6 protein-coding genes are annotated in these 23,704 nt (G+C 37.1%); 3 read left to right on the forward strand and 3 right to left on the reverse strand.

Features of this window, described 5'->3' with window-relative positions; translation table 11 throughout:
- The first annotated feature begins 275 nt into the window (after positions 1-275).
- Positions 276-14,255: an SLAP domain-containing protein gene (locus ACZ2M0_RS03480; RefSeq protein WP_490058532.1), complete on the forward strand. Its 13,980-nt coding sequence runs from the start codon at positions 276-278 to the stop codon at positions 14,253-14,255.
- A gap of 400 nt (positions 14,256-14,655) precedes the next feature.
- A complete protein-coding gene (locus ACZ2M0_RS03485; RefSeq protein WP_490058533.1) occupies positions 14,656-18,897 on the forward strand; it encodes an SLAP domain-containing protein in 4,242 nt (1,413 codons plus the stop codon).
- 69 nt (positions 18,898-18,966) lie between these two features.
- Here the strand turns inward: ACZ2M0_RS03485 and ACZ2M0_RS03490 are convergent, their stop codons facing one another.
- From ACZ2M0_RS03490 to rpsD, 3 genes are all read right to left on the reverse strand, one after another.
- Positions 18,967-20,268: a replication-associated recombination protein A gene (locus tag ACZ2M0_RS03490; protein WP_490058534.1), complete on the reverse strand. Its 1,302-nt coding sequence runs from the start codon at positions 20,266-20,268 to the stop codon at positions 18,967-18,969.
- Complete coding sequence (locus ACZ2M0_RS03495; protein WP_490058535.1) at positions 20,269-20,736, reverse strand: YueI family protein; 468 nt, start codon at positions 20,734-20,736, stop codon at positions 20,269-20,271. It abuts the gene before it with no gap.
- Positions 20,737-20,809: 73 nt separating this feature from the next.
- The gene (gene rpsD / locus ACZ2M0_RS03500) at positions 20,810-21,421 is read right to left on the reverse strand and encodes a 30S ribosomal protein S4 (RefSeq protein ID WP_109586202.1); all 612 of its coding nucleotides are present in this window, start codon (positions 21,419-21,421) and stop codon (positions 20,810-20,812) included.
- 422 nt (positions 21,422-21,843) lie between these two features.
- Between rpsD and ezrA the strand changes: the two genes are divergently transcribed.
- On the forward strand, positions 21,844-23,562 hold the full coding sequence (gene ezrA / locus ACZ2M0_RS03505) for a septation ring formation regulator EzrA (RefSeq protein ID WP_490058536.1): 1,719 nt from the start codon (positions 21,844-21,846) through the stop codon (positions 23,560-23,562).
- Positions 23,563-23,704: the final 142 nt, after the last annotated feature.

The following is a 23,704-nucleotide window of genomic DNA, read 5'->3' on the forward strand; positions in this document are numbered from 1 at the left end:
AGCAGAATCTATATTTTGTATATAAAATGTAATAATAAAATAAAAACTAAAAACTAAATCTATACATCACTTTATAGTTATTTTTATTAAATAGCTAAAAATATCATAATTAAAGGAATAATTTAAGATATATTTGTTATTTATTTTTGAAAATGATAGATTTTTAAATAACAGTTATTTATACTTGCTTATAATATTAAACGTACTATATTGACAATTAATAACAATAGTTATAAAATTCAAAATGTATTTAAATTTTCAAGGAAGGATAACTTATGTTAGGTAAAAATAACTATGATGAGAGATTAAGAAAAATGGAATTGCAAGCAAAGCAAGACCGATTCTCAATTCGCAAATTGACAATCGGTGCTGCTTCTGTTTTGCTTGGTTTCACTTTTCTTGGTTTAGGCAGCCAGACAGTAAAGGCCGATACTGATACGCCTGCACAAAATTTAGAGCCTAAAGCTGAAGCCAAGTCAAACAAATCTGATTTGAAGACAACTGTGACAGATAATAAAGAAGAAACTACACTTAAATCTAATAAAGTTGATAATCAAACTGAGAGGACAAAAAAAGAACCAAAATTATTTACTTTTTCCGGTTTAACTTCATTTTTGAAGAGTAATGATCAGGCCTCAAAAAATGTAACCAAAACGGAAACTGCAAAAGATCAGGAAAAGAAAGATGTTAAAGATGCTGGTCAAGCCAATTCTGTTAAACAACCGGAAATTGATGCAAATGGTTCAAGCGTGACAGCACCAGAAAAAAATGACTCAATTGGTAAAGATACTGTCTCTAATATTACGGCTGGAAATAATGTTTCAAGTGATAGTAAGTTGCCAGAAGATTCACAGAGTAACGTTGATAAACCTGATAATGATGCCAGTTCTGAGGGTGGACAAAATGGTGATATAGATGAAACTGCGGTTGCAAATGATAAAATTCCAATAGTAAAAGATGCTGGTGATGGAATATCATATCAAGTAAGTAGCTGGCAAGATTTCAAAAACGCACTAAATAATCAAAAAATTACTGAAATTGTTTTAATGAATAACGTTATTGCACCTTCAGGTCTTTTGAACACTACATTTAGCGTTCCTGGACGTGATTTATTAATTAGGTCCGACACTAATAACAAGTATACTCTGGATTTTGATGGAAATGCGCCTATACAAACGTCTGGAACAAACGCAAATGTTACTTTTCAAAATATAAATATCAAGAGTAACGACTTTTACGGTGTTTGGGATACACTATATGTAAGTGGTTCTTTTCATACTAATATAGTTTTTAACAATTGCACTTTTAGAGGTACACAATTAATATATTCTGGTGATAATACCCATATTTACTTTACGGGTAATAATGATTGTCGTAATATTAAGACATCAAACGCATATAATAATCAGCAACAGCTGTTTGAATTTAGAAACACAAAAAATAATAGTATTGATTTTCTGGATGGCGAATTTACTGGTTCAACATATGGCGGAACCATAATTGAGATGAAAAGTAATGGTAACACTCTTAAAATTCATAGAGGCGCTACAGTAAATCTTATTCCTGTTCAAACTTATGATGGTAACGATGACGACGGTGAATATGGCTTTCCATACAGTGCGATTTATATGGAAGGCGCAGGAACTATACAGGTCGCTGGTGTCCTAAATATTAACATTGGTGATAACACAGTCATGCCTTATAAAGGCACGAGGAATGGTGCCAGAGCAAGAGCGGTATATTTGAAAGATGCTAGTTCAACTTTTAACGTTATGCAAAATGGTCAAGTTAACATAAAAACTAATGGTAATATCAGTGATAGAGATACCAATAATTTATTTTTTGACAACGGCAATTTGACTATTAATCCCAATGGTGAAATGAACATCGTGGGAAATAATATGGGTGATTATTCAGGTACCTTGGTTTATGTCACGGGGACAGCTGACGTTGAGAACGGCAGCTTTAATATTCGCTTGGGAGACATTGCTGGTACTGGAAACATTACTTTACTCGATGTCTCTGGAGGCACATTCAAAGTTAATAATCCGACATCATTTGTTTTGGATGCCCACAATAACATAAATCCTAATACAAGCGTTATCGGTAATAACAAAATCACGATTACCAATGTGCGCCAACAACTACAAAACAGTACGGGTAAAGCTTTTACGTTACCACCATTCCATGTTTTGCAAATGCAGAAAACTGATACTGGCATTAATGTAAACACGATTGAAATGCTGGATGGTAACAAAACATTATCCCAAGAGCAGTTAGATGAGATTAAAAATGACCCTGAAATAAAAAACATTGTCAATGACAAGAGCTTTGTTTCATTCTTAACTGCCGCTGAAGCCGCCGTTAAAAATCCAGGAACTAATACATTAGATAATATTGTTAAAAATGCTTTAGAGAGTGCTTTGAGTAGTAAAGATACTAGTAGCTACAATAATATAGCTTTTGTTCCCGCTAACCCAAGCGGCTTCCTGGATATCGATGAGGATGGCTTGCAAGTTATCAAAAATGAAGATGGCTCTAGAACTATCACAGGAAAGGTATCAAATTACAGTGAAGAGGTAGATGGCCCAAGTAATGACAATGCCTTTTATAAGTATTTTCCGAAAGGTACTAAAGGGTATGTCATTGTTAAATATATTTGTAGCAATCCAAATTATGATAAACAAATTCTCCAAAATGAAAATTTGAAACCATATGCAAATACTACCGATACCTATCGTGGAAGTATTGAGGATAATATTAGCAAATTGCCCAATGTATTTTCCTCTGAAATCAATCCAGACGGTACTTTTTCAGTAACAATACCGGCTGATGTTACCTTAAACATGAATAAGGGTGATAAAGTTGAAATAATCCCAGACGCCAATTTTGTTGAGTACAGCCCAACACTTATTGATGCAGGTGCTCGTCCGGTGCAAAAGAGCTTAGATATTCTTACTTTATCAGAAGCTCAAGACGATGCTGCTGCTACGATTAGAAATGCGGTAAAAGATGGCGAAAGCAAGAAGCCAACTAATTTAAAAGAAAGTCAATCAAAGACTTTTGAAGATGAACTGGCTAAAGCATTGGCAATGGCAGATTCAGTCACTGAAACTAATAAAGACACAACAGTTTATGGTGCAGATACCATTGCCGAAGTCAATAGACGTAAAGAAACGGCTCTTGACCTTGTAAAAAAAGCCTTGCAAATTGCTAATGAAGAGTCAGATGAGCAAAATAAATTAGCTGCAGCTAAAGAAGCTGCTAAACAAGCACTTGATAATGAGCTCAATGGTAATGGCACTTCCGGGATGCCGGGTGTAGTTAACCAAATCGCCGATTTAACAAATAGTGGTTTAACTCAGGACAACGTTAAGATATATCAAGATCAAGCTCAAAAGGCATACGACGCTGCTAAGAAAGCTATTGATGACTGTGAAAGTTTTGATGAAATCACTAAAGCGCAAGGTAATGGTGTAGCAAACATTGATCAGGCTTTAACAGATGCTAAGGCGCAACAAGTTATTGATAAGGCTGCAAGTGATTTAAAGACAGCTAAAGAAAATGCTTTGAAAGAATTAGGAGCTGAACAAGCAAACGTTGAAGATTTCATTGCTAATTTAAAAAATATCAGTACTGATGCTAAGGCTGCATTAAATAAGGAAGTTGAGGATTATTATCAAGATGCTGCTGCCAAAGTTAATAACCCGACGCCAGCAAGTCTTGTACAGGTAGACATTGAGAAGAACATTGGGATTAGAAATATTGACAGCGTTTGGAACAAAGCTACGGCATTTGATAAGGAAATTGTTTCTGACCAGAAAAAACTTGATGATTACGCCCAAGCTGCAGCAGACCGCATCAATAAGACGGACATGTCTGATGAAGACAAGCAAAAAGCGGTAAACGATATTAACAAGGCTCGTGATGATGCCAAGATAAATGTGGGCAAACAATTAACGGCTGAAAATGCAGATAAGGCTGCAGATGATGGCGAAGACGCGATAAAAGCAGTTGAAGACGCCGCCAATGCAGCCAACATTGAAGCTATTAAGACTTCTAACACTGCTAACCTTAACGCTGCTGCTGATAGCGCAATTGACCGTGTGAATAAAGCTTATAATGGTTTGACAGAAGCAGGTCAGCAGGAAAAAGCTGATGCCGATAAAGCGGCTGCAATTACAGCTATAAATCAGGTTAAAGAAGCAGCCACCGAAACAATTAACTCTGCTACAACCAAAGATGCAATCATTAATGCCTTTAATACTGCTAAAGACAAGTTTGACAACGCGGCAACCACAGCTGAAGTTGCTTTTGCCAAAATAGCAGCTGTTGATGCTGTCAAGAAAGAAGCTGACAGTGTCAAGCCGAATTTAAGTGCAGCTGATCAACAGAAAGTTGATGGTATCGTTGCAACAGCTAATAACGATTTCCAAAAAGCAACTACAGTCGACAAGGTCAACAGCATTAAAGATCAGGCAATTAAAGATATCAATAATGTTAAAACTACTGCTGATGTAGTTAAGCAAGCCGAAATCAAGGCTAACAAGGATACTCAGGCAGCTAATATTGATGCGGCAGCCACTGCAGCTAAAAAGCGTGTAAGTGATGCTTACCAGAAACTGTCAACGGATAATCAAACTAGTTGCCAACAATCGTTACAGAAAGCTTTAGATGATATAGACCAAGCTGCTAAAACTGCTAAAAACAATATTCAGAGTGCCCAAAATGTGGCAGATATTATAGCTGCAGCTGGAACAGGCACACAGGCAATCGCTGCTATTGAAACAAAAGCAGAAGTAACATTTGCGCAAGCCGATGCAAAAGAGGCAATTGCAAATGAAGCTGCTAAGGTTAAGCCTAGCTTAAGCACAGCTGATCAACAAACAGTTGATAGCATTGTTACTACAGCTAATGGCAAGATAGACGCTGCTACTGATGTTTCAACTATTAATAGTATCAAAAATCAGGCAATCCAGGATATAGACCAGGTCAAAACTACAGCCGATTCAAGTGCAAAGGAAAAAGTTGATAAAGCAAAAGAGCTGAATAAGACTAGTATTGATGGAGCAGCTCAAGCAGCGATTGCGCGGGTGGATGCTGCTTACAACAGCTTAACAACTGCTGAAAAGGCAGCCAATAAGGGCACACATGACCAAGCTGTTGCAGATATTAAGAATGCCCAAACTGCAGCTGAAGCAAAGATTGCAGCCGCAACTACTGAAACTGAAGTTGCTGCCGCAGCCAGTGAAGGTACAACAAACATTAATAAGCTGGCAGATGCAGCTGAATTAACCTTTGTCAAGATCACTGCTAACGACGCAGTACAAGCTGAAGCGGCAAAAGTAAAACCTAATCTCGAAGAAACAGCTGATCAAAATAAAGTAGATGAAATTGTTAGTCAAGCACAAGATGACATTGGTGCTGCTGAGAACGTTGATAACGTAAACAGAATAAAAGAGAATGCAATCAAGGCAATTGACAACGTCAAGAGTAATGCAGAACAAACAATTCAAAAGGCACAAGAATCAAGCAAGGCAAGTGTTGATGCCCAAGCAGATGCCGCTAAGAAGCGGGTCAAAGAAGCTTATAATCAGCTCACTTCTGACGAGCAAAAGACAACGGCAGTCCAAACCGCTTATAACGCAGCTAATAATGCCATTGATAAAGCTAAGACTGTAGCAGAGAATGCAATAGCTGCTGCGCAAACTAATTCAGAAATTACAACAGCTGTTGATAATGCTAATAAAGCCTTTACACAAGCTGCATCTGATGCCGAATTGACCTTTACCAAGGTAGCTGCGATAGATGCAGTTCAAGGCGAAGCGGATAATGTCAAGCAAGGCTTAAAGCAAACAGTTGATCTTAATAAAGTAGACAGTATAGTAACCCAGGCTCAAACTGATTTGAACAGTGCTGATAGTGTTACTAAAGTTGGCTTCATTAAAGACCAGGCAATTAAAGATATTGCTAACGTGAAAGCTACAGCTGATGCAGCAATTAACAATTCCCAAACAGTTAATAAAGCTAATATTGATAAAGCTGCAGCTGATGCAACTCAACGCGTTCAGAATGCTTATAACGAGTTAGGTGCAGCTGAAAAAGAGCAGTCTAAGTCAGAATATAATAAAGCTTTCAGCGATATTAATGAGGCAAAGAATACTGCGGATGCGGCAATTCAAGCTGCAAAGACAGTAGATGATGCTACCAGTGCCGCTACAACAGGAATTTCTGCAGTTAATGATATTGCTAGCAAAGCTGAACTATCATTTGCAAAATTAGGAGCTAAAGCTGCAGTTAAAGCAGCAGCAGATGCAGTCACTAACGGTCTTGATAATGAAAACAAGCAAAAGGTACAAGAGATAGTAACTACAGCAAATTCTAACATTGACAATGCTACTACTATAACTGACGTGGTTAGATTTAGGGACCAGGCTATCAATGATATTAATGGTGTCAAAGCTGTGGCAGACGCTGTTCAAAAAGCACAACTAAACGAAAACAAGAAAAACAACACCGCTAATGTTAATGAAGCTGCTGATGCTGCTAGAAAACGTGTCGATGATGCATATAGCAAGTTGAATGATTCTCAAAAGAATGCTAATTATCAGACTTACCAAAATGCCCATGATGCGATTGACAATGCTGCAACTAGTGCGAATAACCAAATTGCACAAACTGATTCAGGTGACCAAATACCAGGGATAGTTAAAGATGCCAAAGCTCAGTTTGACAATGCAGCCACAAAAGCGGAAATAGCTTTTGCTAAGGTAACAGCTGTTGCAGATATTTCGAATGAAGCTAATAAGGTTAAACAAGACCTAAAGGCTGATTCTGATAAAAATCGGGTTGACAATATTGCTACCACTGCTACTACCAGTATTAATAGCACTAATACTGATACTGTAGCTAAAGTAACCAGTATTAGGGATCAGGCTATTAAAGATATCGACGCTGTTAGAGCTGAAGCCAATGGTGGTGAACAAGCCAGTCTGGAAGAAACTAAGAATAATCGGACTGGTGATGTTAACAAGGCAGCAGCAAACGCTAAAACCCGTGTTGAAACGGCTTACGCTCAGCTGACACCGGCTGAGCAAGATGCAACAAAGCAGGCTTATAATGATGCTCTTGCTGCTATTGAAAATACGCGCCTTAAAGCAAATAGCGATATTGCCAGTGCTGAAACTAAGGATGCGGTAAGCGATATAGCAGCAACAGCTGAGCAGGAACTTGATCAAGAAGCAACAAAAGCAGAGGTAGCATTTGCCAAAACAGCAGCTAAAGACGCGATTCAGACCGAGGAAAAGAGTGCTATTGCCGATCTGAAAGGTCAAGACGATAAGACTTCTGTGCAGAACATCGCTAACAATGCTATTACAGAAATTGACCAAAATTCAACAGATACTGTTGCCAAAGTAAACAGCATTAAAGACAGCGCAATTAGTGCTATTAAGGCTGTTAAAAATACAGCAAATGCAGTAGATAAAGCTATTGTTGACGAAGCTCGCAAAGACAGCTCTGAGAATATTAATGAAGCAGCTGAAACAGCTAAGAAGAGAGTTGAAGCAGCATATAGTAAGCTGACGGAAACTGAACAAACAGTTGCCAAACAGGCTCATGATGATGCCCTTAACGCAATTGCAAGTGCCCAAAAAACTGCTAACGATGCAATTTCTTCATTAAATTCAAAAGCAGAAATTACTCAGGCAGCAACTGAGGGTATTAATAAGGTTAATGCAGCAGCAACCGAAGCAGAAGTAGCCTTCGCCAAGGTAGCAGCTAAAGATGCAGTTCATGAAAAAGCGAAATCTATCATAGATCAGTTGAATAAAACTGATGATAAGAAGCAAGTACAAGCAATTTCAGATCAAGCAGATAAAGATATTGACGGAGTTGCAACAGATACTGTAGATAAGGTAAACAGCATTAGAGATAAAGCGATCAGCGATATAGGTAATGTAAAAGCAACTGCGGATGACAATGAACAGAAAGAACTGGAGAAAACAAAGGAAAATAATAAGACCAGTGTTGATGATTTAGTTACAGCTGCTAAAAAACGTGTTCAAGATGCTTATGACAAACTTGGAAAAGACGAAAAAGTTTTGGCTGCAAGTGATTACAGTAAAGCCATGGATGCCATCACTCAAGCCCAAGCAACAGCAAATGATGCGATTAGTGCGGCTGCAAATGCTGATGCAATTGTTAAAGCGGTAAGTACTGCATCTGCTGCCCTTGATACGGCTGCTACAACAGCTGAAGTAGCATTTGCCAGAGTGACAGCTAAGACTGCAATCCAAGCTGAGGCTGATAAGGTCAAAAAAGGTTTGAAGCAGGAAGTTGACCAAACAAAAGTCGATAACGTAGTGTTACGAGCAGAAAATGATCTTGCTGCAGCCGTAAGCGTAGATAATGTAAATACTATTGCAGCTCAAGCTATTAAAGACATTGACGCCGTTAAAGAGACTGCTGAAGAAAATGAGCAAAAGGATTTTGCTAAAGTTAAGGATGATACTAAAGAGAGTATTGATCAAGCTGCCGCAGCTGCAAAGCAAAGAATTAATGACGCATATAATAGTCTTAGTGCAAATGGACAGTCAGCAACCAAGACGGAGTATGACAAGGCAATTCAAGCTATTACCGGTGCCCAAGCTGCAGCTAAAGATGCTATAGAAAAAGCAACGGATAAGGATGCCGTAAGTAAGGCTGCAGGAGATGCCGATCAGGCTTTCACAAAGGCCGAAACAGACGCTAAATTAGCATTTGCTAAAGCAGCTGCTAAAGAGGCGGTTCAAAATGAGGCAAATACTGTTAAGGGTAGTTTAAGTAAAGATACTGATAAGAAAAAAGTAGATGCAATTTCAGATCAAGCTGACACAGCTATTGATGCTGCTGCCGATATAACAACTGTTAATAAATTAAGAGATAAAGCAATTAGCGACATCGATGCTGTTAAAGCGACTGCCATTGCTGTTGACCAGGCAACCGTGGATCAAGCTAAGATTAATGGCAAGTCCAATGTTAACGGTGCTGCTGCAGATGCTAAAAAACGTGTGGAAAATGCTTATAATAATCTTAATTCTGACCAAAAGAATGATAATTATCAAGCATATCAAAATGCTCTTACTGCAATTGACAACGCTGCAGATGCAGCAAATATCCAAATTGGTCAAGCCCAAACTGCTGACGAAGTTAATGGGTTAGTAGATAATGCTAAGACCAAGTTTAATGATATTGCAACCAAAGCTGAAGTAGCCTTTGCTAAAGTTATAGCTAAAGCTGCTGTTCAAAAGGAAGCAACAAAGATTAAGAATGATCTGAAGTCTCAAGCTGATAAAAGCAAGGTTGATGGTATTGTTATCCAAGCTAATATCCAGTTTAACGATAACGCTATAGACACAGTGCAAAAAGTAAACAGCATTAGAGATAAAGCGATTGATGATATTGATGCTGTTAAAGACGCGGCTAATGGTAATGAACAGGCAAGCCTAGAGGAAACTAAAAATAATCAAAAGGGTAATCTTAACAAAGCGGCAGACGCAGCTAAGGCTCGAGTAGAAAAAGCTTATGGGGATCTAGAAAAAGATCAACAACAAAAAACTAAGCAGGCTCACGATGACGCAATTACTGCAATTGACAATGCACTTCAAAAAGCAATTGCCGATATTCAAAATGCTGAAACTAAAGATGCTGCGGTAGCCATAGCAGCAACAGCAGAGCAAAAATTTGATCAGGAAGCAACAAAAGCAGAGGTAGCCTTCGCAAAAGTGGCAGCTAAAGATGCAGTTCACAAGGAAGCCGCTAATGCCCAAAGTCAGTTAAAGAACACTGCTGATAAACAAAAAGTTCAAAACATTTCTGATCAAGCAGATACCGCTTTTGATACTGCTGCAACAGATACGGTTGACAAAGTAAACAGCATCAAAGAAAACGCCATTAGCGCCATTAATGCTGTTAAAAATACAGTATCAGCAGTAGACAAGGCTTTGCTAGATCAAGCGCGCCAAGACAGCACTCAGAATATCACTAATGCCGCAGAAGCAGCTAAGAAGCAAGTTGATGATGCTTATGAAAAACTAAGTTCAAGCCAAAGGGCAGCAACAAAACTGGATCATGATAATGCAATTACTGCAATTGAAAATGCCAAAACTGCAGCCATTGATGCAGTCAATGCAGCAACAAGCAAAGATGCTATCACTTCAGCAGCTATTGAGGGAGTTAACAAGATTAACGCAGCAGCAACTACTGCAGAGGTAGCTTTTGCAAAAACAGCTGCTAAAGATGCGGTTCAGGCTGAAGCTGCAAATGTGATTAAGAATCTGAAAGATGAAAAGGATCAGGAAACAGTTCAGAATATCGCTGACGCCGCAGTGACAAACATTGACAAAGCTTCAACTGATACAGTGCAAAAGGTCAATGACATCAGAGATCAAGCCATCAATGATATTAATAAGGTGAAGAATACCGCTGATACCGCTGAACAAGCTAAGTTAGAAGAAGCTAAGGATAACAGTCAGGCAAATGTTGATGAAGCTGCTGCAGCCGCTAAAAAACGGGTTGAAGATGCATATAATAAGCTCAATTCGCAGCAACAAACCAAAACTAAAGCAGATTATGATGCAGCTATTACTGCAATTAAAAATGCACAAAAAGCAGCAAATGACGCCATTAGTCAAGCAAAAGACAAGAGTGCTGTAGCTGAAGCTGTTTCAACTGCAAATACTGCCTTTGATAAAGCAGCCACTCAGGCTGAACTAGCTTTTGCACGGGTAGTTGCTAAAGACGATGTTAGAAACGAAGCAGATAAGATCAAAAATGGCTTGAGCCTTGAAAGTGATAAAAATAGAGTAGAAGGCATTGTCAACGAAGCTAATACGCAGTTAAATAATGCTGATACAGTGCAAAAGATCAATGATATTAGAGATAAAGCCATCAGTGACATTGATACTGTTAAGACAAACGCAGATAAGGCAGCTGCAACTGAGCTTGATAATGACAAGAAAGCTGCAATTGATGCTTTAACTAACAAACAAACTGAAGTTAAAAATGGCATCGATTCCTTGAAAAACATCAGTGCTGAAAACAAGGCTGCTCTAAAAGATAAAGTAGATCGCTATTACCAAGATGCAGTTAATAAGATCAAAGACGCAGGTACAACTACTTCTGACCAAGTTAACGGTGCTAAACAAGAAGGCATCGATAACATGGGCAAAGTTCTTGATGATGCAAAGTCCTTAGACACAGCTATTGCAAATGATCAAAAGAAATTAGATGATCATGCTTCTGCAGCAATTGACAAGATTAATAAGTCTGATTTATCTGACGCTGACAAAGGAAAGGCTATTGAATCAATCAATAAAGCTCGTGATGATGCTAAAGAGACTGTTGCTTCACAGCCAACTGTTGAAAAGGCAGACGCAGCTGAAAAAGTTGGAGAGAGTGTAATTGATACAGCTGAAAAAACGGCTACAGATACAGATTTAGGAAATTCTAAACTTACCGAAAAGACTAAAGTCGAGGCTGCGGCAGATAATGCTAAGAAACAACTTGATGATGACTATAATAAACTGACTCTTGATGAGCAGAAGGAAGTTAAAGATAAGTATGACAAAGCTAAAGCAGATATTGATCAGGCTAAAGCTAATGCCGAAAAAGCAATAGATTCAGCAACTTCCAAGCAAGATGTCAACAATGCTTCTGATAAAGCTAAGACTGACATTGACAAAACCAAGAACGATGCCGAACTAGCCTTTGCTCAAGCTGCAGCTAAGGACGCAGTTAAAGCAGTTGCTGATGATATCAAGAGTGGCTTAAATAAACAAGACGACAAAGACAAGGTTGACTCTCTTGTTGCTCAAGCTAATAAAGATATTGACGCTGCAACTACAATTGATTCTGTGAATAGCACTCGTGACCAAGCAATTACTGCAATTAAGGGTGTTAAGAATTCTGCTGACCAGTCAGATAAAGATAACTTAGCTACTATCAAGTCAACTAACAAAACAAATGTTGACCAGGCGGCAACTAAGGCTAAAAACAGGGTTGAAGAAGCTTATAACAAGCTTAATGACACTCAAAAGGCAACTACTAAAGCTGATTATGACAAGGCTTTAACCGCTATTGAGGATGCTAAGAAAGCAGCTGAAACTAAGATAGACAGTGCTACTAATGCTGACGCGGTTGCAGCAGCAGTTGACAATGCTTCAAGACAATTTGATTCTGCAGCGACAACAGCTGAATTGGCTTTTAGCAGAGTGGCTGCCAAAGATGAAGTCAAAAAAGTAGCTTCTACTGCTAAACCAAGCTTGAGTAAAGATAATCAGGATCGGGTAGATGAGATAGCAAAACAGGCAAGTGTTGATATTGATTCAGCTGAAACTGTTGCCAATGTTGCTAGAATTAAGCAAACCGCTATTGATAAAATTAATGCCTTAAAAGGTAATGATGAAAAAGACTTAGCTCAAGCTATCTCAAATGCCAAAGCAGAATTGAGCAAAAAGCATGATGATGCAGTAGGAAGACTAAAAGATAAGTTTGGCAAAGATGCAGATACCACTGAAGTAGATAAAGCATTCAACTCGAACAAGGACATCACTGGTACATCGGTTGATGAAGTTAAAGAACACGAATTGGCAGCCGAAAGGGAATTGGCTAAAGGCGAAGTTCAAGACACTGGCACTAATGCTAAGAAGAAAATTGACGATTTAAAGCACAAAGATGGTACTGACTATACTCAAGCTGAAAAAGATGCTATCAAGAACCAAATTGATAAAGATATTCATGAAGCTATTGATAAAAATGGTACTATTGATCAAGCAAGCGATTCAGCAGGTGTTGACAAAGCACGTAAAGATGCAATCGACAAGATAAATGGTGAAACAGTTCCTGACAGTCAGGAAGTTAACAACATCATAAATCAAGATAAAGACGTTCTCAGTCAAAGACTAGCCCAAGCTCGTGAAGCTGCTTCAAAATATTTGAAAGATAAGTTTACTCTTGACACTGATGATAGTACCATTCAGCAAAGTTATGAAGCTGCGCTAGCAAAACTTAAAGCAAATCCTACAGACTTAAGAACTGAACTTGAAGGTGAAAAGCTAATTGCCCAGGGTGCATTAGCTGATGCACAAAAGGCTGCCAATAAGCTTGTTGATGGTAATTCTGATTATGATTCTGCTGCTAAAAAGCAAATCAAAGAGCATATTGTGAAGGATTATAATGAATTTGTGAACAGTATTAATTCATGCTCGTCAGTCAGCGAAGTAATCTCTGTGCAACGTAATCTTGGTATTGATCAATTAAAACGTGACTCTACAGAGTCAAATGTTAATGTTACCAATATTATAGAAAGCGATGGTAACGGACAGCAAGCTCAACCGATAGTACCTGCTCAACCTGATAAGACTGATGATAAAGATAAAGAATCTGATAAGAATGAAGACTCCGAAAGAGTAATTTTAATGCATAATGCATACCTATACAATAGTAAAGGTAAACGCGCAAATGGCATTACTTTGGGAGCCGGATCAATTCTTGATACTTACGGTATTGAAACAATTAATGGTGCACAATATTATGTTTTAGTTGACAAGGGTGCTGATAATAAGAAGTACTATGTTGCAATTGGCAATGTTAAGAGTACAGCTAAAAAATTGAAGCATAATGCTTACATTTATAACCAATACGGCAAGCGGGTTAAGAAGTCAGGTAAACTAAAGTCAGGCAAGGTCATTGCTACCTACGGCAATAGCGTTAAGATTCGCGGTAAGAAATACTTCATCATTGCCAAGAATCGTTATGTCAAAGCGGCAAATATTTCAGGTCAAAATGTACCTTTAAAGACAGCAACGGCTAATCAAACTGCTGCTGTTGAAGCAGGAGACCAGTCTCATATCATCATTAATAAAAAGATAATGCACAATGCATATCTTTATGATCAAAATGGTATTCGTGCAAATGGCTTAGTAATAAATGCTGGTTCAAATGTTGACGTAGTATCGCAAAAAGTTGTCAACAAGAAGCTATATTATGTTCTTGAAGACGGGTTGTATATAGCTGCAGGAAATATCGATGCCAAGAAACTGAAATTGAAGCATAATGCATATATATACAGTAAATATGGCAATCGCAAAGGTAAGAAAGTACTGAAGAAACGTAAATCAATTAAGACTTACGGTAATCCAGTAAAGATAAAGGGCAAGAAGTACTACACTATGACAACAAGCAAATTTGTTAAGAAAGCAAATGTTAAAGGGTAGTTTAACTTCCTGATAACAAGAGAAGTGACACAACTGTAAAAAACAATTATGTCACTTTTTCTTTTGCGAAATATTTTGTGACTTATTAATATATAACACCTTAAAACCACAACCCACTATTTCGGATAGTTTTTTAATACTAAAAAATTAGTTGAAAAAAAACTTAAAAATCAAAATTAAATAAATTTATCAAAAATAAATACTTATGTCTATCTATTTATGAAAACTATTTTTAATTTGTTTTAGTTATAAAGGGATTAAATAGATATAACTAATGTAATACTACTTATATTAAAATAACTAGTATTTATAATTTAATATTAATAAATATAATATATTTACAACTAATAATGATTCTTATACAATATAGGTGTGCTTAAATAATGAGGAAGGACTAATAATGCTAAGTAAAAATAACTATAATGCGAAATTAAGAAAAATAGAATTGCAAGCAAAGCAGGATCATTTTTTAATTCGCAAATTAACAATTGGAGCGACTTCTGTTCTACTGGGATTCACTCTTTTCGGAGCTGGCAGTCAAACAGTTAAAGCTGATACTGAATCGACTGCACAGCATGCTATTGATAAAACAGAAACAGTTTCAGGTAATTCTACTGCTAATGATAATGTAATCACACTTGGTTTTAAAAAAAATACTGAGACTGATGGTGACAAAAAAGGTGCCACAAACACTTGCGCTGTCCCAAAGTCTGTATCTAATAATACTGCTTCAGATGTTCAAGCAAACGCTGCTAAAAAAGCTGATACTGATCAGGATGCAAAAAACGATCTTACTAAAGATCATTTGAAAAAAGATGGATCCGATCAAAGTGATATTGAATCAGTGCGAAATAATAGAAAATCTGATATAAAATCTACAATTGAAACTGCGCAAATTCGAGTAAATAAAGCATATGGTTCTTCTTCAAAAGATCAAGACGACTTGGACACTAAAAATGATTATTTGGCTCAGATTGATAAAATTGATACTGATGTGATAGCTAAACTCAATGCAGGAAAAAATGTCGAAGAAATAGATTCAACAGCAGAAACTGCTATTAGGGACATTTTAAATCTTGCAGCGGCTGCAGAACTGCATTTTGCCAAAAAGACAACTATTGATGCTATTACAAGCAAAGCAAACGTTGACGAACAAGCTAATAATGCTAAAAAAAGTGTTATTAAGGCCAACGATAAAATTTATGAGAATCTTGTTGATGAAGAGAAAAAGCAAGCTGATACAGATTTTACCACTGCTGACTCCATTCAAAAAATATATTTAATAACAGATAAAACAATAAAAAATATTTTTGCTGTCAAATCAGATGCTGACCAAGCGGAGTTGAACAAGTATAATGTACTTGAACCAGATGAAATTGCAGCACTAATTGAAGATTTAACTGACACTCAAACCTTGGTTAATGAGCTGATTGACAATTTACCAAATATTAGTGCTGAAAGAAAGAGTTCTCTAAAAGATAAGGTTAACCTTTATTATCAGACTGCTATCAATAATATAGAAAAAGCTGGTGATTTAGACTTAGCTGATACGGAAAAAAGTAATGGCACTATTAATATAAATACGGTATATTCAGAAGCTTTGAATTTAAATAAAAAAATTGGATTAGATCAAAAGAATCTTGATGAATATGCACAAAAAGCAACTGAAAATATCAATAATTCTAATTTATCAGAAGATGATAAAGAAAAAGCAATAGAGGCAATCGGTCAGGCTCGTGATGATGCCAAAAATACAGTTGGACAGCAACCTACTGTTGAGAGGGCAGATGCGGCTGAAAAAGCTGGAAAAGCTATTATTGATGCGATTGAAAAAGCAGCTTATTTAACTGATCTTGAAAGGGCTAAACTTATTGAAAAAATAAGAGTTGAAAATGCAGCCGAGAATGCCAAGAATAAAGTTCAAGATGAATATAATAACCTGGATCAAAATGGTAAAGATAAAGAAAAAGGCAAACTTGAAAAAGCACTAGACACTATTGAAAAAGCTAAAAATGATGCTGAAGCAGCAATTTCAAGTGCTACAGATAAAAATGATGTAAGCACCATATCTAAAACTGGCATTGATAAAATTAATGGTGTAACAGATGATACTTCACTAGAATTTGCCAAAGAGTCAGCAAAAGAAACTGTTCAACAAATAAGTGATATTGTTAAGCAAAATTTAAAAGACCCGAATGATCAGAATGCTGTTGATAAAATTAATAAGGATGCTGCAACAAGCATTGACGGAGCTAAAAGCGTCCCAGACGTGACCAAAATTCGGGATGAAGCTATTCAGAAAATAAAACAAATCAAAAATGCAACAGACGATAAAGAAAATAATGACTTGTCTAATGCTAAAAGCAGCAGCAGGAATGCAGTTGATGTAGATGCAACTGCAGCGCTTGACCGCGTCAATAAAGCTTATGAAAAATTAACCGAAGCTGAAAGAACTGCTAAAAAAAATGAGTACGATACTGCTATTAAAGCTATCACTGATGCCAAGAGTGCTGCCAAAGATAAGATTGATAGTGCTCCAAATGTTGATGCTATTAATGCCGCAGTAAGTAAGGCACAACAAGAGTTCAATACAATTGCTACTAATGCCGAGGTCTCTTTCGCAAAACTGGCAGGTAAAGATAAGATTCAAGATGCTGCTGCACAGGCAAATAAAGTCTTAAGTCCTAAGGGACAAGCTGCCGTTAAAGATATTGTAACTCAAGCTAATAGTGATATTGAAGATGCAAAAACTGTTGCAAAAATTGAAAAAATTACTGAAGCTGCAATTAATAAGATAAAAGCACTTCAGGATAGTGAAAAGACAGACTTAGAAAATGCTATTAAGTATGCAAATGATGAGTTTGAGAAAAAATACAAAGAAGCTATTGCCAGACTAAAGAAGGAATTTAGTGATAGCGCCCAGACCACTGAAGTTGATAATGTATTTAATAAATATAAAGGAATTACTGGTAGTACGGTTGCAGAGGTTAACGCAAAAGAAATAGCAGCTGAAAGAGAATTGGCTAAAGGCGAGGTTCGTGATACCGCTACAAACGCAGAAGCAAGAGTTGATAATCTAAAACATAAGGATGGTACTGTATATACCGATAATGAAAAGAAAGCTTTAAAGAAACAGATTCAAAAAGATGTGCTTGAAGCAAACGGATCTATAGATCAGTCGGGTACATTAGATAAACCTACGGATACAAAAGGTATAGATACTGTCCGTAATGATGCCGTCAACAAGATTATCAGTGAAGCGATTGCTGATAGTCAAGAAGATGAAAATGTTTTGCAGCATGATCCGGCTGTATTGCTTGAACGTCTTGCTAAGGCCTATAAGGCTGCCGTTGACAAATTACAAAAATTTAGTCCAAACATTAATCATGATCTGACCGATAAGAAGTATGAAGAAGCCAAAAAGATCCTTAATTCTAATCCGACAGATTTAGCAACTGAACTCGCTGGGGAAAAATTAATTGCTAATGGGGCTTTAACTGATGCTCAGACAGCTGCTGACAATATTGTAGACAGTAATACTGATTATAGCTCAACTGTTAAGGATAAGATAAAGCAGCAAATTCAAAAAGATTTTGATAAAGCAACTAATCGCATAAATGAAAGTCCAGCAGTAAGCGAACTCATTACCCAAAAACGTAATGATGGTATAGATCAACTATATCGTGATGCCATTGATACTAACGTGAATGTGACCAATGTTATTAATTCGGGTGGTGGCAGCGATCAAGTCACAAATATAACTAATATTAATCCTGATAACAATCAAAACAACCAAACTCCTAATATGCCGGAAAACAGCCAGGTACCAGCTAAGACAGTAAGAGTTGTTCTAAAACACAATGCCTATCTTTATGATAATAATGGTCATCGTGCCAATGGAGTTACTCTAGGAATCGGTTCAATACTTGAAACGATTGGCACTGAAACAATCAATAATAGACAATATTATGTTTTAGTAGACCAGGGAGCAAAAGGTAAAAAATACTATGTTGCGGTTGGCAATGTCAATGGTACTACTAAACAATTGCAACATAATGCATACATTTACAATCAATACGGCAAACGTGTCAAAAAATACGGCAAGTCTAAAGCCGGTAAAGCAATTAGGACTTATGGCAGCTCTGTTATGATTCGGGGCAAAAAATACTATATTATTGCCAAAAACCGCTTCGTCAAGGCAGCAAATTTCACCAGTGATAAGGTAAGCACCACTGTAAAGAAAGCAAAGGAAATTGCTGCAGCCGACCAAACTCAGGTAATTATCAATAAAAAGGTAATGCATAATGCTTATCTTTATGATGAAAACGGTGTTCGTGCAAACGGCTTGATAATAAATGCCGGTTCCACGATTGCTGTTTCAACTCAAAAAGTTATCAATAAGAGAGCATATTATGCACTTGAAAATGGCTTGTATATAGCTGCAGGAAATATCGATGCCAAGAAACTAAAATTGGAGCATAATGCCTATGTATACAGTAAATATGGTAATCGCCTAGGTAAGAAAGTACTGAAGAAGCATAAGTCTGTAAATACTTACGGAACAGCAGTCAGAATTAAAGGTAAAAAGTATTACACTTTAACTACCAGCGAATTTGTTAAAAAAGCAAATTTTAAGGGTTAGTTTAACTGCTTGATAACAAGAAAAGTGCCACAATTGTAAAAAAATTGTGGCTCTTTTTGAATGCTTTTATTATTTTAAACCATTTTTCTGCATTTCATGCAAAGTTTCGTATTGTTTTTTTAACCCTTTTTCAATTTTAGAATTACCCTTGGGTTGAAAATATTGTTTTCCAACCAGATTATCTGGTAAATACTGTTGGGCTACCCAATCATTTGCAAAAGAGTGTGGGTAAATGTAACCTTTGCCATGGCCAAGTTTTGTAGCACCAGAATAATGAGTATCTTTTAAGTCTGCTGGTATTCCGCCATAATCTTTATTTTTTACATCTTGCAGAGCCAAATCAATGGCACTAATAGCGCTATTGCTCTTTGGCGATAGTGCTAATTCTATTACTGCGTTAGCTAAGGGGATGCGTGCTTCTGGAAATCCCAAATTCTTTGCTGCTTGGATGGCAATTTGCGCGTGCTGTACAGCAGCGGGATTTGCCAGTCCGATATCTTCATAAGCAATTACACTTAATCGCCGGCAGATTGCCACTAAATCTCCTGATTCAATTAATCTGGCCAAATAATGTAAAGCGGCATCAGTATCAGAACCACGAATTGATTTTTGAAAAGCAGATACTAAATCGTAATGACCGTCACCTTTAGCGTCAAAGTTTTGGCTGCGTAACTGAATCGAATTTGCCATCTCATCTTGATTAATAGTTATTTCATCTTCATCATTTTTACCAGCAGCAATCATTTCCTGCTTGGTTGATCTCACTGCCAATTCCAGTCCGTTTAAAGTTGCACGTAAATCACCGTTGCCTTTTTGCACTAGAAGATTTCTGGCGTCAGTAGTTAACTTCACATGGTAATTCCCCAACCCATTCTTATCATCTTTAAGCGCACGACCAATTGCCTTGTTAACGTCTTCTTTTGCCAGTGGTTTTAGTTCAAAAATCTGACAGCGAGAACGAATAGCGGGGGAGATAGCAATATAGGGGTTTTCAGTTGTCGCCCCTATCAGAATAATTTGTCCTGATTCTAAAAGTGGCAAGAGAAAATCCTGTTTCGTTTTATCTAACCGATGAATTTCGTCCAGTAACAGTATCACAGTTCCACTTAATTTTCCCTCAGCCGCCACTTGCTCTAACTGCTTTTTACTATCAGTAGCAGCATTAAGCTGACGAAAGGCATATTTGGTGGAGCCGGCAATAGCGCTGGCAATACTGGTTTTGCCGATGCCAGGGGGACCATAGAGAATCATCGAAGATAGCATTTTGGCTTCGACCATTCTCCGAATAATTTTTCCAGGACCAATCAAATGTTGTTGACCAACAACTTCATTCAAATTTTGCGGTCTCATTCTATAAGCTAAAGGCTTCATTTAATTGTCTCCGTGGAAAAGCCGGTGCCAAAAGCCAGCCTTTTTTTGACCAGTAGTTGCTAGTTGAGCTTTAGGCATTTCAGGTGGATAAACTTGACTTATTTCAATGCGCATTTTGTTAATGGCACTGGAAGCTACCACTAAGATTGCGGAATCATCAGACCCAGTTTTTGCTGTCTCGTTATTAACAATGGTAAAAGAAGTTTCGTATTTGCTACAATAAGTTTCTACTTGATTAACAAAATTATCATGTAAATTACCGTTTATCAGGATATTGTAACCCGCGTAATCCTTGAAATGGCGTAAAAAAAGGTTGGTTAACTTGGGATCCTGCACTTCAGCATTGGTCATTCTCACTAAAACCCGTTCGCGAAGAGACCCTAAAAATCTTCGGCGTTCATCCGGTTTTGTCTGTGGCGTAATGCCTTGAGCAGCATTTGTAACTCTGGTATTTAAATCTTCAGTCATTGATGAGATTTCCTTTCGGGTAGCAAAAACCCCTCTCCAAGTAGGAAAGGGGGGTTTTGTGAAAATGTAGAAATTAAAGTAACTTGTTGTAGTATTCAACAACTAGAGCTTCATTAATTTCTGGTTCCATTTCATCACGTTCTGGGAGACGAACAAGTGAACCTTCTACTTTGTTGTCATCAAATGAAACAAAGGATGGACGGGATACAACTGCTTCCAGTGCATCCTTAACTTGTTGCAAGTTCTTTGACTTTTCCTTGAGGCCAATGGTTTCACCAACCTTGACTTCGTATGAAGGAATATCAACACGCTTGCCGTTAACAGTAATGTGACCGTGGTTAACCAATTGTCTTGCTTGCTCTCTGGTAGTAGCAAAACCTAAGCGGTAAACGATGCTGTCTAAACGGCATTCAAGCAAAGCCATGAAGTTAGTACCGTGTTCACCTTCACGAATCTTACCAGCACGTTTGAACAAAGTTCTAAATTGACGCTCGTTTAAACCATACATCCAACGTAACTTTTGCTTTTCGTGCAATTGCTCGCCGTATTCTGATAAACGACCACGTGAATTAGGACCGTGTTGACCAGGAGCGTAGTTACGACGGCTAAGCTCCTTACCAGTACCTGAAAGTGAGATTCCTAATCTTCTGGAACGTTTCCAACTTGGACCTGTATATCTTGACATAAAATCCTCCAATAAAATCTGATAACAGTTTTTGGAGTAAAATAATTACGTATAAGTTTAACATTCGTGCATCTTAATTTTCATTTTCGCCTATTGCAGCGTCGGTTACTCGTTCACTAAAACGTATTAAGATGTTGACGTTCTTGCCACTTATAGCTGCAAATATTTTACACGTTCTATATTATAGTTGTATTGACTTATTAAAGCAAGGAAAACATTGACTGCTTTAATTATTATAGGAAGAAAAAGAAAATTTGGTTTATAAAGACATATAAAAGTCAATATTTTGTTTAAAAGTAAGGTAGCATTTATCAATACTGCATATCAATTTTTATAGCATAATGAAATATGCTAGTTTAAAAAACTCTTGCCCACAATAATGTAGAAGTTTGGTATAATTGGGGTAGTTTTGGAGGAAAAATATGTCATCGACTCAATCCATAGTTGTAATCATTGCAATTTTAATCATTATTATAATTATAGCACTCATGATCATAGTCAATCGACGCCAATTAAGGCAGATTCTTGAATTGGACGATTTGATCACTAAAATTGCCAAAATGCATTTAGAAACAGACATTATTAATCTGGATAAAATGGATTTAGCAGGTGAGAGTCTGACCACACTGACTACTTGGCGCAAAAGCTATGAGCAGGCATCAACTAAAAAAATTCCTGCTGCACAGAGTTTTCTTGAACAAGCTGCTGACCAAAACTCACACTATCAACTATTTAAGGCCCACAAAAATCTCAAACAGGCTCAGGAAATCATGGGTTCAACTTATAAAGACGCTAAAAACACAAAGGAAGTTTTTACCGAATTACTTGAATCAAACCGTGAAAACCAAAAGCAGTATAATGACCTATTCAATCAGTTTAAAGAATTGCGTAAAAGCGTTTTGGCTAATTCATATGAATACGGCAGTGCACTTGATAAAATTGAAACTGATTTGACTAATATGGAAAGTGACTTTTCTGAAGCTAAGAGTCTGACTGCTCAAGGAGACCAGGTTGAAGCAAAGCGTATTTTGTCAAAGATTAAAGTAGCTTTGAGGAATATCAGTTCAGTTTTACCTGAGATCAGAAATGCGCGTCACCAAATTGATACTGTGTTTAAAGATCAACTGGATGAACTTTCTAATAGTTATAAGAAAATGATGTCTTCAAAATATTATATAACTCAAGTTGATGTTTTAGCCGATATTAAAAAAATTCGCGGTCAAGTGGCCGATGCGGGCAAATTATTGACGGAATTAAAGGTATCCGATTTGAACACAGAAATCGCAAAAATCAAAAAAGAGATTGCTGCTCTTTATGATACTTTGGCTAATGAATATAAGGCAAGACCTTTTGTAGAAGAAAATCAGGACAAAATCCAGAGACTTCTTGCTCATGAACAGGTTGAGTCCAAAAACTTGGTGGCCAAATTGCGTCACATCGATGAGAGTTATGAACTTACGCATAATGAGCTTGCTACCAGCAGGCAACTAGAGCAGGAAGTCAATGACATGGAGCGGCAATATACGGTTGATACGCAAAATGTTGCTGATGGCAAGGGCGTTTATTCACAAATTAAGGCATCATGGTTAAGCATGCTTGACCGTTTACGTGAAATTAGCAACCAGCAAAAGACAATGGCGCAAGATGTCGATGGCCTTTATGATTCAGAAAATGTCGCTAATGATTCAATTAATCGTTTTAAGCAAGAAGTGTCTCTAGTTTACCGGCGGTTAGAACGTAAAAATTTGCCGGGTAATCCAGATGCTTTTGTTCAAATGTATACATTAGTTGTTAATGAAATCGGTCACGTAGCAAAAGAATTGAGTCAAGTTCGTCTGAATATGGAAAAAATCTCGCAAGAATTGATTCAAATTTCTGATGATGTTGAAAGACTAAAACGAGAAGCAGATGACATTATTAATTCTGCTGATTTAGTGCAATTAACCTTGCAGTATTCAAATAAATATTCTGATAATGGTTCAATTCAAAATGCGCAGAAAAAGGCCATGGACCTTTATGAGCAAGACTATAATTATAAGGATGCTCTTGATACCATAGCAACTGCTATTGAAAAAGTGGAGCCAGGCTCGTACCAGCGTTTAGAAAATTTATATTATTCTGATAAGAAAAATAATGACTAAATACTGCTAACTTTTTGTTGGAAAATTTCAGCTTTAAAATTTGTAAATAATTTTAGGCTCCTTGGCAAATCCTGTTGATAGAGCTTAAATGAATAGAATCAAGCAGCTAATAAACTGCTTGGTTCTTTTTCTTTTACCTTGT

The sequence above is a fragment of the Lactobacillus sp. VURO6/B1 (VP7) genome (assembly GCF_058139575.1).